Genomic DNA, 13,633 nt, shown 5'->3' on the forward strand with positions numbered 1-13,633 from the left:
TGCCTTAGTTATTCCCAATCAAACGTTAATTCGAATGGATTCGAACATGTTCAAACCGACTATTGGCCCACTCATAGGTCACATCACAACTAACCATGCGCGAATTCTTATTCGCGGCGATTATCAAAGCAATGCAGCAGTATTTGCTGCAATCCGTTACCGCAGTTCCGGATCACAACACTGGTCAAAAGGTACGTTCGCCAAGTTAAGCGCGCTACGCGACATGACGGAAGTACTGACACTCAACAACTTGAGCACTGATACCGAGTATGAGTACCAGGCAGTATGGTTCAGCCCGATGAATCCCGTGCATACCGTTCACAGTGTGGCGGAGTTGCCGCTGCAGTGGCCGAGGGAGATTTACCGGTTTCGCACCCGCTCCAGCAAAGCCTTGCAACCTCGTGCATACATCGTCGGCTCATGCCGCTACCTGCGCATGACGGCAGGTATCGCGTCGCTGCCCCATTTAGGCGACCGGATCTTTGCATCTATCAACCAGTTGATCGAAGGCGCACAGCCGCCGATCAGTGCAACACTCATGACCGGAGATCAAATCTATGTCGATGACCTGAACCTGATTGCACCGGATCGGGAATATAAAGATATTCTTGCAAAGTACCGCGCAGCGTTTTCACAACCCAACATACAACGACTGATGTCAACGACGTCGACCTACATGATTCTTGATGATCATGAAATCGAAGACAACTGGCCGGCAAACGCCGGTAAATCCGATCATGAGTTGTATCGCAATGCCATGGCCGCGTATGAGTTGTATCAAGTCAGTCACAGCCCGGCACACGCACTGACAACGAGTGGTCAAGTTGATCGTTCAACGCTTAAGCACTATTGGTACCAATTCAGTGACGGCGATATCGAGTGGTTTGTGACCGACAGTCGCACTCGCCGCAACTTGTCAGCCAGTGACCGACGCATTCTCGATGAGGCGCAAGAGCAAGCATTGCTTAAATGGCTGATCAACAGCCCGGCACGGGTCAAGTTCGTGGTCACCAGCGTCATGTTTTACCCGGATCGCAAGTTTCACGGCGATGACGCCTGGAAAGCCTTTCCGGAACAGCGTCTGCGCCTGCTCGAAACCATCCGCACCCGACAGATCAAAAATGTCGTGTTCGTTTCTGGCGACGTACACGGCTCGCTGACGTCGCGCCTGACACACAGCCAGGATCCGGACTTTGAAGTCCACACCATCGTTTCCTCGCCGCTGTGCAACAGCAAACTCTTGCCGTACGCCAAGGCGTCCACCTTCATCCTTGATCAGCCGTTGGTGCGCACGGCGGCGGGCGACTATGTGCATGAATTGACCAGCGAGGTGGTCGGCGAGGACAACTTCGCCCACCTGGTGGTCGAGACTGATCAAATCTTGGTCAATTACCACGATCAGAACGGGAAAAAGCTGCAAACCATCAGCCTGAAATTGCGCTGAAACGCAAAAAATCGCAGTCTTCGGCGGCGCCTGCATAGGTTGCACCCCCCCGCTGGCACTGCCGCAAGCTGCGATCTTTGGCTCTTTTATCGCCCCCACTGCAGAAATGCTCCGAGCAGCCGACACATTCTTATAGCACTTGGCCTTCATCACTCTTGTCAGTCAGTGCCGCAATGATGCAACCTTGCCGCAGGCAACAGTAAAGAGGGCGAGAGCCCGGCGCGTTCAGCATATTTCCAAGCGAGTTTCCTTCATGAAGAGCCAACCCGATGCCGCCAGCCGTACGGCGGCCGAGGTAGTGACGCAGTTGCCTGTGCCCTCGCGGCTCGGCATGCTGCGTTTCGAGCGCTTGAATGAAGCCAGCTGGGCGATGCTGTTTCTTGATCCCAACTGCGAACGCCAGTTCGGTCAACCGGCCGTCGAGCTCTGCGCGCTGGTCGGCTCGCCTTACGCCAGCCTGATGGAACCCGAAGCGCGTTATCAACTGCACGACGCGATCCAGCAGCAGCTCAGCGTGGGCCCGTACTATCTGGTGCGCTATACGTTGCACACCATGGCAGGCATGTTGAGTATCCTCGAACTCGGCGAGGCGTATAAACAGCACAACCGCCATCTGCTGCGCGGCTATCTGCTGGCGGTTGACAAGGTCTTTGACGATGCGCAAGCACTGCCCTCCGTTGACCTCGAAACCCAGAATTCCCGACTGCAAATCGCCCTTGAACTGAACCAGCGCGCCCAGCAGGAACAACTGCAACACCTCGAACGCGTGCGTGCCCAGCAAGATTTGATTCTGCTGCTCGCCCGTCAGCGCTACAGCACGCACAACTCGCTGCAAGAAGCCGCCGAACTGATCACTCGCAGTGCCTGCGACATCTACGAAATCGACTGCGCCAGCCTGTGGAACCTCGACGGCCAGCAACTGGTGCCGATCTCGGCTTACCACCGCGCAACGCAGGAGTACATCCTGCCCGACGTGATCGACGTGAGCAGCTTCCCCGACTATATGGAGGCGCTGCACAGTAGCCGCGCCATTGACGCCCACAACGCGATGCGTGACCCGCGTACCCGCGAAATGGCCGAGGCCCTGCGCCCGCGTGACGTCAATGCCATGCTCGACGCCAGCATCCGCGTCGACGGCCACGTAGTCGGCGTGTTGTGCCTGGAACAGACCGGCGTCACCCGCGCCTGGCAGTCCGATGAAATCGCCTTTGCCGGCGAACTGGCCGACCAGTTCGCACAAGTGATCAACAACCACAATCGCCGCACCGCCACCAGCGCCCTGCATCTGTTCCAGCGTGCGGTCGAGCAAAGTGCCAACGCGTTTTTGCTGGTCAACTGCGACGGCGTGGTCGAGTACGTCAACCCCAGCTTCACCGCCATCACCCAGTACACCACCGAGGAAGTCCACGGCCAGCGCCTGTCGGAACTGCCGGCCCTGGAAAACCTCAGCGAACTGCTGTTCGACGCGCCCTCGGCGCTGGCCAAGAGCAACAGTTGGCAGGGCGAATTCAAGAGCCGCCGCAAAAACCTCGAACCGTACTGGGGCCAGTTGTCGATCTCCAAGGTGTACGGCGACAACCGTGAGCTGACGCATTACATCGGCATCTACGAAGACATCACCCAGACCAAACTGGCGCAACAACGCATCGAGCGTTTGGCGTACACCGACAACCTGACCAACCTCGGCAACCGGCCTGCATTTATCCGTAATCTGGACGAACGCTTCGCCCGGGATAGCGATACCCCGATCAGCCTGCTGCTGGTGGACATCGACAATTTCAAACGGATCAACGACAGCCTCGGCCATCAGACCGGCGACAAACTGTTGATCAGCCTCGCCCGCCGTCTGCGCAACAGCCTGAGCCCGAGCGGCAGCCTCGCCCGTTTCGCCAGTAACGAATTCGCTGTGTTGCTCGACAACACCGACCTTGAGGCCGGACAACAGATCGCCAGCCAGTTGCTGATGACCCTCGACAAACCGATGTTCGTCGACAACCAACTGATCAGCGTCACCGGCTCCGTAGGCCTGGCCTGCGCGCCGCTGCACGGCCGTGATCCACAAACCCTGATGCGTAACGCCGGTTTGGCCCTGCACAAGGCCAAGGCCAACGGCAAACATCAGGTGCAAGTCTTTACCGAAGCGCTGAATGCCGAGGCCAGTTACAAACTGTTCGTTGAGAACAACCTGCGCCGCGCCCTGACCCAGAATGAACTGGATGTGTTCTACCAGCCAAAACTATGCCTGCGCAGCGGTCGCCTGCTGGGCATGGAAGCACTTTTGCGCTGGAATCATCCGGAACGCGGGATGATTCGCCCGGACCAGTTCATCAGCGTCGCCGAAGAAACCGGTCTGATCATTCCGATCGGTAAGTGGATCGCCCGTCAGGCCTGCCGCATGAGCAAAGCCCTGACCGCCGCCGGGATGGGCAATCTGCAAGTGGCGATCAACCTGTCGCCCAAGCAATTCTCCGATCCGGACCTGGTCTCCTCCATCGCCAACATCCTCAAGGAAGAAGCGTTGCCGGCCAATCTGCTCGAACTGGAACTGACCGAAGGCCTGCTGCTCGAAGCCACCGAAGACACGCACCTGCAGCTCGATCAGCTCAAGCGCCTGGGCCTGACCCTGGCCATGGACGACTTCGGCACCGGTTATTCATCGCTCAGCTACCTGAAAAAATTCCCGATCGACGTCATCAAGATCGATCGCAGTTTCATCCACGAAATCCCCGACAACCAGGACGACATGGAAATCACCTCCGCGGTGATCGCCATGGCCCACAACCTGAAACTCAAAGTCGTGGCCGAAGGTATCGAGACTGCCGAGCAACTGGCGTTCCTGCGTCGTCATCGCTGCGATGTCGGCCAAGGCTACCTGTTCGATCGGCCAATCCCGGGCGCCGAGCTGATCCAGGCCCTCAAACGCTACCCACGCGGCCCGCTCTGCCTCTGAGCACCACAGATCTCCCCTGTCGATGAATTTCCCCTGTGGAATCGTCGCACCGTCGCTCCCACATTTGAATAGTGCGAAATCGGGCATCATTGGGCACACTGGCGGTCTGATTTTTTACATCCCATCCTGACTGAGAGGAACGATCATGGTTCTGCGCTCGGAAATTCTGGTGAACAAAAACGTGCTCCCCACTAAAGATCAAGCTCTGCCCGGCCGCGAAACTGCGATGACCCTGCCGGAAAAACACTTCGTCTTCGAAGAAACCCCGCTGCTTGGCCCGTTTTTCCAGGACGTCGATTTTGCGATTTTCGGTCTGGGCTGTTTTTGGGGCGCCGAACGCCGCTTCTGGCAGCGTGAAGGCGTGGTCAGCACCGTGGTCGGTTACGCCGGCGGTTTCACACCGAACCCGACTTACGAAGAAGTCTGCTCAGGCCTGACCGGCCATGCTGAAGTGGTGCTGGTGGTGTATGACAAAGCGCAAGTCAGCTACGAAGCACTGCTCGCGATGTTCTGGGAACTGCATAACCCGACACAAGGCATGCGCCAGGGTAACGATATCGGCACCCAGTACCGCTCGGTGATCTACGCGACCACACCTGAACAACTGGACGCGGCGCTGAAGAGCAAAGCGACCTACCAGGCCGAGTTGTCGAAGGCGGGCCTGGGTGAGATCAGCACCGAGATCGAGCAGGCACCAACCGTGTACTTCGCCGAGGCGTATCACCAGCAGTATCTGGCGAAGAACCCTGAGGGTTATTGCGGGATTGGCGGCACCGGCGTGTGCATGCCACCGAGCCTGGCGGGTAACTGACCCTTTAAAGCAAAAGATCGCAGCCTTCGGCAGCCCCTACAGGAGATCAAAGGTCGTACGCACATTGCGTGGACGACGCCGAACTGGGTAGGAGTTGCCGAAGGCTGCGATCTTTTAATCTTGCCGTTGATCAACTCTCGGCAATCAACCAGTCCATCTGCCACCCGCCCCGGGTCTGCCCCAGCTTCTTCGACAACCACGGCAGCAGCTCACGTAATTCTTCCTCCAGCCCCCACGGCGGATTGGCGATCGCCATGCCCGAACCGTTCAGGCTGTTCGGCGTGTCCAGCGGATGCACCAGCAGTTCTACGCGCAACAACTTCGGCGCACCGGTGCCAGCCAAGTCCTGATAGAAACGGCGCAATGCACGCTGATCCTTCACCGGATACCAGATCGCCGCCACGGTTTGGCGCATCCGGCCAATCGCCTCTTTCAACGACGCTGCGCAACGCTGCATCTCGTCGAGCTGTTCGAACGGCGGGTCAATCAACATCACCGCGCGCTTTTCCTGCACCGGCAACATCGCCCGCGCCACATGCCAGCCCTCGCCCAGATGCACTTTTACCCGGCGATCACCGGCCATATTGTCCTTGAGCAGCACGCCGTCTTCCGGGTGTTTCTCGTTGAGCATCACCCGGTCCTGCGGCCGGGTCAGGCGCCGCGCCAGCTCCGGCGAACCCGGGTAGTAGCGCAACTGGCCATCTGGGTTCATCTCGTGCAGCACCTTCATGTAGTCGGCGGTCAGCGCCGGCAGATCCGGCTGATCCCATAAGCGCGCGATGCCTTCCAGGTACTCACCGGTACGGTTGGCCTGATCGCCCTGCAAGTCATACAGACCGATGCCGGCGTGCGTGTCGAGATAGGCAAACGGCTGCTCCTTGCGCGACATCAAGGCGATGATGCGGGTCAAGGTCAGGTGTTTGAACACATCGGCGTGATTGCCGGCATGGAAGGCGTGACGATAATTCATGGCTGCTCCTGCGAAGGGCGCAAAGTTTACCTTTTACCGGGCGGCAAGTCAGGGGTTGGCAGCCGAGAGGGCCTCAACGTCAAAAGATCGCAGCCTTCGACACTACAGATGATCCCGAGCAGTCTGTATCAAGGCTGCGATTTTTCGTGGAGAGTACGACCGACTCAGACAAACGGTCATTATTCCGTCAACTACCTGTCAGGTCTGACAGTAGCGCCGCCAGCAATGCTGACTGATAGTTCCCAAGGCACGAATGAATCGATTGCCGAGTATTTTTTATTGATGGAAGGAGGCTGGAAATGGCAAAGGATATTGTAGTTACACCGGGCAAGGGCACCGTCAGCGGAACCTATACCGTAGATCCGAACGGAGTTTATCCAACGTATTCTGTGTCTGTTCAGCCCGATGACAACAGCGGAGAGCTTAGCGTAACAACTCCAGCCAACCCGAATCTGAAAAAGGGCGATAAGGTCAGCTTTACCGTATCTGACGGCCCGGCGGGAAGACTCCTGGGGAATGTGGAAAAGATCTAACAGCAAAAATAACCATGCCAACAAACATGCTTGCAAATGCGATCTTTTGATCTCGCGGTATCAGGAAGGCGTGGCGCCCAAGCGTCGACCGATGACGCCGAGCAAATCACAGCCGTCGCGCAAGGGAATGGCGCAGAGTTTGGCGAAGTCGCTAAGGATGAGGGAATCGCATTCGATCGAGCCGCGCATGCACAGGTTTTCCAGCACCTGGACGACCGTGCGTATGCGGTAGTTGGCGGCGACCGTCCACGCCACATCGCGACAAAAGCAACATAAAGAAACATCTTCCTACTGAATTCACGTCGTTCCAATCGCAGAGGGAATGCGAAGATCCGTCTCACTTAAAACCTGTAAAGAGGGAAATTTACATGGGTAGAAAGGTGATCGGAATCGGTGCTCCAACTTCAACAGGAGGCTCGGTACTGGAAGGAAACGTCGGAATTAACATTGATTACGCCGTGAGCACTTCGTCCATCGGCCACATAGCCAGTTGCCCTGTATGCCCTCCTGGCAAAGGCCCCATCGTCGCTGTCGGACCAAGAACAGTCACTCTACCTGCAGGGCCGGTTGCGCTAGAGGGCGATTATGTAGCGTGTGGTTGTCCACCGAAATCCAACACTGTTCTCTCTGGTCAATCATCCGTCTTTGGCGGCGGCGAACACAGCGCTGCGAGCTTCTCAGCCATCATCCCTTTGATACCCAAACCAAAGAGTATTCAACGCATTACGCTTTCATATGGGGAGAGCCAGATTCCGGTCGACTCGGTTTCTCGCTTCTACACCGACCTGAATATTCATGTAAAAACTTCGGGTTACTCACCCGGCGAGATCGTTAGTGTGACGATCACGGGTGCAGCAGAAAAAACTCTGTCCGGCACCGTGGGGGCGAAAGGTATAGCGATTATTCCAAACGCTTTTCAAGGTGAAGTCTTCGACATGGAAGGTGAGGTCTAATGGCTCAGCTCAATATCAGCTCAGGTGGCGTAAACACTAACATCGTCGTAAAGCGTCCAAAATTCAGCACTCTGTGGACTGCTTACGCAGAAGTTGGCCTGAAAAGCTCGATTGATGTTTATGCGCTTGTTGGGGGTAACGTTGAGGCAGCCCGAGCAGAAAAGCCTGACGCTTACGCGAACGCTTGCGCACTGAGGATAAGCAGGGGATTTAATTATGGTGGATACAAAATCCCGAAAGGAACGATCATTCCGAGCAAGTCCATTTATCGTCTGGCCGGCGCAGACCAACTCCCCTACATCATGAAAGTCGCAGATTTTTTGACGTTCCTGAAACACAACTGGGGCGCTCCGGATCGCGAGCTAAAAATGAGTGAGGCGGATTTCATCAATGGCAAGAAAGGCGTGATTATCATGGAGATCACCGGATGGCTCGATGCTACAGGTCATGCGACTTTGTGGAATGGCAGCACAACCGGAGACAACAGTGACTACCATCGTCCAGATAGCCACACTTACGACCGGGCAGGCGTAACGCTGGAAAAGATCAACTTTTGGGAGTTAAAGGGATGAAGTTCCAGCTAATCATCGCATTCAGCATTTTGGGTGCATCTGGCAATGCCCTGGCAAGCGAAGTAGACGTGAACAGTGCGAGGACATCACTGAAAAATTACGGTCTCGCCAACTGCATATCGAATCAGTTCAAAAATCAGTCCGACATCAAGTCGGATATCGGACTAGCTATTGGCGCCTACTCCGCAATGGGTAAAGGGCAACACGCAATATCGCAGAATGAAGATACGCTTGAAGTCATCCATGACCCTTATGCGGAAACCGAAAAATTCATGACTGACGCATATGCGAAGGCTTCTTCTACCAGCAAGCAATCGGGCAAAAATGTTGTGTTTTATTCTTGCCTCGAAATTTACAACTCACCTGCCTTCGAAGCATTTATCAAGTCGCAGGATGCGTATATCTCAGACTGATTACGCGCTCAGCGTTGCCTCAACGTCAAAAGATCGCAGCCTTCGCGCAACGGGATCACGCAGAGCTGGGCGAAGTCGCTGAGGATCATCGAGTCGCACTCGATCGAGCCGCGCATGCACAGGTTTTCCAGCACCTGGACGACGGTTCGGATGCGGTGGTTGGCAGCGTCCATCAGGATGTCGGAGGGGACGTGGGTGTCGATGAACAGGGTGGGCATGTCGCTGCAGTTGCCGGTGAGGGCCATGAAGCGGTTGTCGGGATGGGGGATGATTTTTTCGTAGGGTGGATCGGGGTGCATGTTCGTCATTTTGTTATCTCCATGATTGATAAACGTTAGCCGCCAACGCACCTTCCTACAGGTTTGGGTGGCAGCTGTGCGCAAGAGTAGGAACCGAGCAATCATGGACCTCGGTCACGCCGAAGCGTGTCCCACGCACAGCCGCCGTGAACGATCTTATGGACTTGAATCAAGTGCCGCAAAAATCCAACGAGCTGTAACGTCATGAAAGCGAGGGTTCCTACACCCTGTCACCACTCTCGCAGTGACAACGAAAAGACTATCCCTGCAACCCGCCGCCCACCAGTTCATGAAAAACGCCGCAACTCGAAGGAAACGTCCGAAGCCTTCGCCCGGAAATGTCACTCCAGCTCTGCCAGCAAATACGCCAACAACGCCGATTGCGACGATTCTTCCGACATTGAAACCTGAAAAAACCGCCTGACCTTGCAACGCAAAACCGCCTCGGGAAACGCCTCGAACAATGCGGGATGCTCCTCGCTCAGCCATTGCACCGCGTTGCCTACGCGGACTTCATCCCCCGCCGAAGCCAACACCGAGTCAGGCACCGTCCACCAAGGAAACACACGCCCCGAAACCTGCGCCCGCCCCCCGATTTCCAAGGCCTGACCATTGATCAGTCCGCGTGAAATCATCGGCAAAAGCTGCGCCGCATCCACTGCATCGGACTTCAAGATCGGCAACAAAAACCGCCCATCCCAAAACCGAAAAAACACCGTTTTACCACTCGGCATCAGCACCTGAGTCAGGCTGCGAAAATGCTCGACCACCACTTCCAGGCTCGCCGAAGACACCGCCAACCAGCCCCAATCAAGAGACTCAGTAGTCGCCACCCAATCGAGAAACTCACTGTCCACAGCGACAATTCCCACGAAGGGCATCACCGCATCCCACTCAGCGTAAATAGTGTCCGCCCAAATCGGACTTGGCGCTTGTGCGGTAGTTGAATCGCTCCAGATCTTGAATGGCTCGCCATCGCTGGCGCTGCTGAGAACTGCAAACAATTGTTCATCGGCCATTAGCGGCTGACGCTGTAACCAATGGTGGGGAATTAGTTTATTCATTCAAGGGCCTATGCAGCTCTCGACAATATCGAGAATGCTGTTATCTACAAAAACAAATGGCTGAGTTAAAAACCAGCGTAAAGAGACAACCTGAATAACAAAAACAGATTGATTATCGAAAAGTGGTTAACTCAACCAACCATTAACCTTCCCCAACACCACACCGATTATTGCAATGGCGGTTAACACCAACATCATCCAATTGGAAAACAAAATTATCCGCCGCAAGCCTACTGGCAAGGCTTCGTAATCTTTGGCGTCCAGCTCTCCATTACGTATGGATTTACGCGAAAAGATCATGAGCGTGCCCACACTACTAATAAATAGAAATCGGCCAATCGGCTCCCACCCCAAGGTGCGTTTTCTAGAAATAACAGCCGGTGAATTGCTCAAACACTCAAAGATATCCCGCGCAAAAAAATAAGCGACAAACAGCAAAATCAAGGACGACAGAAAAATAAGTGCAATCAATACCAGACCACTTAACAGGAAGAGTATTTCAATATCAGATCTCAATTCTGTACTTCATAGACAACATCTGCCCCTTGCTCGCCCCACTCCCCGAAAGTATTGCCCAGCACAGCGGTACCCAAACCAGTCAACACAAGACCGCAGGCGATTCCACCTGCCCCCAAAGTGCTGAGTCCGATGGCGGCGCACACCGGGCCAGCTATTGCAGCTCCTGCGGCTCCGCCCATGACAATTCCACCAAATTTCCCACTTTCGGTGAACCGCACTCTCCTGCAAGCCTCTTCAGTACCCTCTCGACAAGTCTCCTTGACCTTGATTCCCGATGCTGTGGCCTGTAGCCCAACTCCGATCCAGCCCCCCACCTTTATTACCTTGCTCGCCTTACTTACCCCCTCAATATGCGTCGCATACCCCGGAATTCCGGCTGAAGAACCCACCTTGCTCCAGTGATGGACAAGGCTGCGACTGGAAATGCCCAGCGCTTTCCTAAGGTTGGGGTGATCGGGCAAACCGACCATTTTTCGCATTAAGGTGCTGAGGCTGTTATCCAGTTGCGTCATCAACTGTTTTCGCTTTTCAAAGAAATCAGCACCTTTAAGCTTGCCGTGCTTATCGAAGGTTTTCTTATGCAGTGACTCCAATTCATCCAACGTGCCGGCGAGATTTTTAAGGTGATTACTGAACATCGCGGCTCCAATCCCGACACTCGTAGAGCCCTGCGATAAAAACGACTCAATCTCCCCATGATGTCGAGCCATAAACTCGGCCTCCGAGTCACTCATTGGCGCCAACGCCGTATCAACTTTCTGCGCCGCCTCCATCAGCAACGCCTCTTCCCGAGTGCATTGCGTATTACGCGGATCGCTCAGCACGATCAGTTGGCCGGGTTTGGCGTATTGGGTGAGTTGCGGATTGAGGCTACGAAATTTCTCCAGCACGGCCGGGTCCGGCTGCGGGAACAGTGTAGATTCCAGTGCAGACCGAGACATTCCCTGTTCAACAATATGAAAGCCCGGCTCAGCGCCCGAAGGCGCCGGCCGGGCTGAGGACTTTGGGGATTGGGTCAATGCATTTGGCGTCGGGCAGACACCGTCCTTGCAACGCTCACATTCCTCGCAGAATGGCGCATCACCCTTCAGACTCATGATTTGCGCCGGAGTCAGCATTGCCGCCGGCGCCGCCGCCAATGTATCCGGCAACCCCGGCACACTCGGCGCCGCGCTCATCGCCGCCATTGGCGCCCCACCCACAACAATCGGCACGCTGCTGAAGATCCCGCCGGGGCCGATGTTGATCCACTGCCCGCCCGCCTGAATCGTCGCGCTCGCGCCGCCGTCGATCACCACTTGCTGGCCGGCGCTGACGTGGAATTGCGCGCTGGCGCTGGTCGCCTGATTGCTCACGCGGATATGCCGATCGCCGACAACCGTCAGATGATCGTCCTGCCTCACTTCGGCCTTGCGCTGGCCGTGGGTGATGCGTTGTTCGTCGGCCTTCAATTCATGTTTGGCGGTGCCGGTGACGACGATGCTGCGCTGGTTGTCGACCTGCACCTGTTGATCGTGCAGCACATGCTGCGTCCAGTTGCGCTGGGCGCGCAGGTAGATCTCCTCGGCGCCTTTTTTATCCTCGATGCGCAGTTCGTTGTAGCCCCCGCCACCGGGGCTGCTCTGGCTGCGGAAGATGCTGCGGGTTTTCTCGGCCGGCAGTTCCAGCGGCACTGGGGTTGCAGCGTTGGGCAGGCAGCCCATGACCAACGGTTTATCGGCATCGGCGTCGATGAAACCGACCAGCACTTCCATGCCGACTCTTGGGATCAGCACGCTGCCGTAGCCGTCATGCGCCCACCCCGTGGCGACCCGCAGCCAGCAACTGGAATGTTCGTTGAACTCGCCGTCACGGTCCCAGGCCAGTTGCACCTTGACCCGACCGTATTCGTCGCAATGTATTTCGCTGTCCTGAGGCCCGGTGACGACGGCGGGTTGATACCCGCGCACCTGCGGCTTCGCCCCCAAGGCTGGGCGAAAGAACGCGTCCCACGGTGTGGCGAGAAAGGTATTACGGTACCCCTGGAACTCTTCCCCATCACCGGTCACCGATTCCTCCAGCACTTGCGGCTGTCGGCCACGGTGTTCAATGGCTGTCAGCAACCAGAGATCGTTCCAGTCCTGACGCGGATGCTCGGTGAGTTGCAGGAAATGTCCGCTAACCAGTGCCGACTCATCGCTGATGCCTTCGGCCTGACGGTAATCGGCGGCATGGCGCTCAAGTGCCCGCTGAACCAGGTGTTTACCGGTTTCACGATTATCGAATTGTCCGGGAAAGTGATAGTCCTCCAGCACCGGGCGCTGCTCACCGTCGATGCGGCTTTCCAGTTGCAGGCGCGGCTTTTCAAAGTTGTAGTCGCGCCGGGTGACTACGCTGGTGCGGGTTTGCACGCGAACGTTGAAACGCTTGATCGCTGGCGCTCCGCCCGCCATGCCACTGCCCGGCAAATACAGATTCGGTCGGGCCAATCGCGGGAACACGGTTTGATCATCGCCGAACACCAGCAAGTGGCCTTCGGGACTGTGCTGAAAGTGGTAATGAATACCGACTTCAGCACACAGACGCTGGATGAACGCCAGATCGCTCTCGGCGTATTGCACGCAATATTCACGCTGCGGGTAGTCGCTGCCGAGGTGAAACTCAAAGGCATCGCGCAGGATCGCGTGATCCTTGAGGATCTGCGCCACGATCTGCGGCACGCTCTGATGCTGGAATATCCGCTGATTGATCCGCTGCCCAAGGTATGTCAGACGCGGGACAAGGCTTACGTGATAGCGCGTCAGACGTTTCCCGGAGTCGCCCTGCCCGACCTGATAAATCTGACCATGGACGCCGGAACCGTCTGCATCAAAGCTCAGAAACGCCTGACAGTGCAGCAGGCTTTCCAGGTCCAGATCCGGCCGCTCGCTGACCAGTTCCAGCTCAAAACGAAAGGATTGGCTGATGGCCTCCTTGCCCGTGAACTCAAGAACCTTGAGGTCATGCTGGGCGCCTTCGAGGGTCAACGTGAAACGCGGTTGATTGGCAGGCGCGAACATCCAATGTCTCTCTGCAGAATGAGGGCGGGCGATTCTGCATGAGGGGCTAGGGGTGTGGACTGGGTGA

At 56.3% G+C, this 13,633-nt stretch carries 11 protein-coding genes and 2 pseudogenes; 7 read left to right on the top strand and 6 right to left on the bottom strand.

All coding sequences use genetic code 11. The features are described 5' to 3' along the window. Positions 1 to 46 precede the first annotated feature (46 nt). The 3 genes from AACY18_RS16075 to msrA all read left to right on the top strand — a co-directional run bounded on the left by AACY18_RS16075 (position 47) and on the right by msrA (position 5,205). Complete coding sequence (locus AACY18_RS16075; protein ID WP_339432265.1) at positions 47 to 1,444, top strand: alkaline phosphatase D family protein; 1,398 nt, start codon at positions 47 to 49, stop codon at positions 1,442 to 1,444. A gap of 253 nt (positions 1,445 to 1,697) precedes the next feature. Further along, complete coding sequence (locus AACY18_RS16080; protein WP_339432264.1) at positions 1,698 to 4,394, top strand: putative bifunctional diguanylate cyclase/phosphodiesterase; 2,697 nt, start codon at positions 1,698 to 1,700, stop codon at positions 4,392 to 4,394. 145 nt (positions 4,395 to 4,539) lie between these two features. Next, a complete protein-coding gene (gene msrA, locus AACY18_RS16085; RefSeq protein ID WP_339432263.1) occupies positions 4,540 to 5,205 on the top strand; it encodes a peptide-methionine (S)-S-oxide reductase MsrA in 666 nt (221 codons plus the stop codon). Between the two features lie 130 nt (positions 5,206 to 5,335). Here msrA and AACY18_RS16090 read toward each other — a convergent pair whose 3' ends face one another. Further along, the gene (locus tag AACY18_RS16090; RefSeq protein ID WP_339465369.1) at positions 5,336 to 6,175 is read right to left on the bottom strand and encodes a 23S rRNA (adenine(2030)-N(6))-methyltransferase RlmJ; all 840 of its coding nucleotides are present in this window, start codon (positions 6,173 to 6,175) and stop codon (positions 5,336 to 5,338) included. A gap of 299 nt (positions 6,176 to 6,474) precedes the next feature. Between AACY18_RS16090 and AACY18_RS16095 the strand changes: the two genes are divergently transcribed. Next, positions 6,475 to 6,708 carry a hypothetical protein gene (locus AACY18_RS16095; protein ID WP_339432261.1) on the top strand — a complete coding sequence of 78 codons (234 nt, stop codon included), beginning with the start codon at positions 6,475 to 6,477 and terminating at the stop codon, positions 6,706 to 6,708. 60 nt (positions 6,709 to 6,768) lie between these two features. On the opposite strand, the pseudogene AACY18_RS16100 reads toward AACY18_RS16095, so the two are convergent. After that, positions 6,769 to 6,948, bottom strand: a pseudogene (locus AACY18_RS16100) (hypothetical protein); the annotation flags it as partial. Between the two features lie 128 nt (positions 6,949 to 7,076). Between AACY18_RS16100 and AACY18_RS16105 the strand changes: the two are divergent. Genes AACY18_RS16105 through AACY18_RS16115 form a run of 3 tightly spaced genes read left to right on the top strand, consistent with a single transcriptional unit; the run spans position 7,077 to position 8,646 of the window. Continuing rightward, positions 7,077 to 7,661, top strand: coding sequence for a PAAR domain-containing protein (locus AACY18_RS16105; RefSeq protein WP_339432260.1), 585 nt, complete (start codon positions 7,077 to 7,079; stop codon positions 7,659 to 7,661). Beyond that, a complete protein-coding gene (locus AACY18_RS16110; RefSeq protein WP_339432259.1) occupies positions 7,661 to 8,233 on the top strand; it encodes a type VI secretion system amidase effector protein Tae4 in 573 nt (190 codons plus the stop codon). The genes AACY18_RS16105 and AACY18_RS16110 overlap by 1 nt, the downstream gene beginning before the upstream one ends. Continuing rightward, positions 8,230 to 8,646 carry a hypothetical protein gene (locus tag AACY18_RS16115; RefSeq protein WP_267798225.1) on the top strand — a complete coding sequence of 139 codons (417 nt, stop codon included), beginning with the start codon at positions 8,230 to 8,232 and terminating at the stop codon, positions 8,644 to 8,646. Before AACY18_RS16110 ends, AACY18_RS16115 begins: the two co-directional genes overlap by 4 nt. An 8-nt stretch (positions 8,647 to 8,654) precedes the next feature. Here the strand turns inward: AACY18_RS16115 and AACY18_RS16120 are convergent, their stop codons facing one another. The 4 genes and pseudogenes from AACY18_RS16120 to AACY18_RS16135 form a co-directional block, all read right to left on the bottom strand. Continuing rightward, the gene (locus tag AACY18_RS16120; RefSeq protein WP_339465370.1) at positions 8,655 to 8,954 is read right to left on the bottom strand and encodes a hypothetical protein; all 300 of its coding nucleotides are present in this window, start codon (positions 8,952 to 8,954) and stop codon (positions 8,655 to 8,657) included. A 332-nt stretch (positions 8,955 to 9,286) separates the two neighbouring features. After that, positions 9,287 to 10,009 (bottom strand): DUF4123 domain-containing protein, encoded by a 723-nt coding sequence (locus AACY18_RS16125; RefSeq protein ID WP_339432257.1) that lies wholly within the window; start codon positions 10,007 to 10,009, stop codon positions 9,287 to 9,289. Positions 10,010 to 10,135: 126 nt separating this feature from the next. After that, positions 10,136 to 10,525 carry a hypothetical protein gene (locus AACY18_RS16130; RefSeq protein WP_339432256.1) on the bottom strand — a complete coding sequence of 130 codons (390 nt, stop codon included), beginning with the start codon at positions 10,523 to 10,525 and terminating at the stop codon, positions 10,136 to 10,138. Between the two features lie 1,037 nt (positions 10,526 to 11,562). Then, a pseudogene (locus AACY18_RS16135) lies at positions 11,563 to 13,566 on the bottom strand (type VI secretion system Vgr family protein); the annotation flags it as partial. Positions 13,567 to 13,633 lie beyond the last annotated feature (67 nt).

It is taken from the genome of Pseudomonas sp. EA_65y_Pfl2_P74 (genome assembly GCF_963970575.1).
In the GTDB taxonomy this organism is placed as follows: domain Bacteria; phylum Pseudomonadota; class Gammaproteobacteria; order Pseudomonadales; family Pseudomonadaceae; genus Aquipseudomonas; species Aquipseudomonas baetica_A.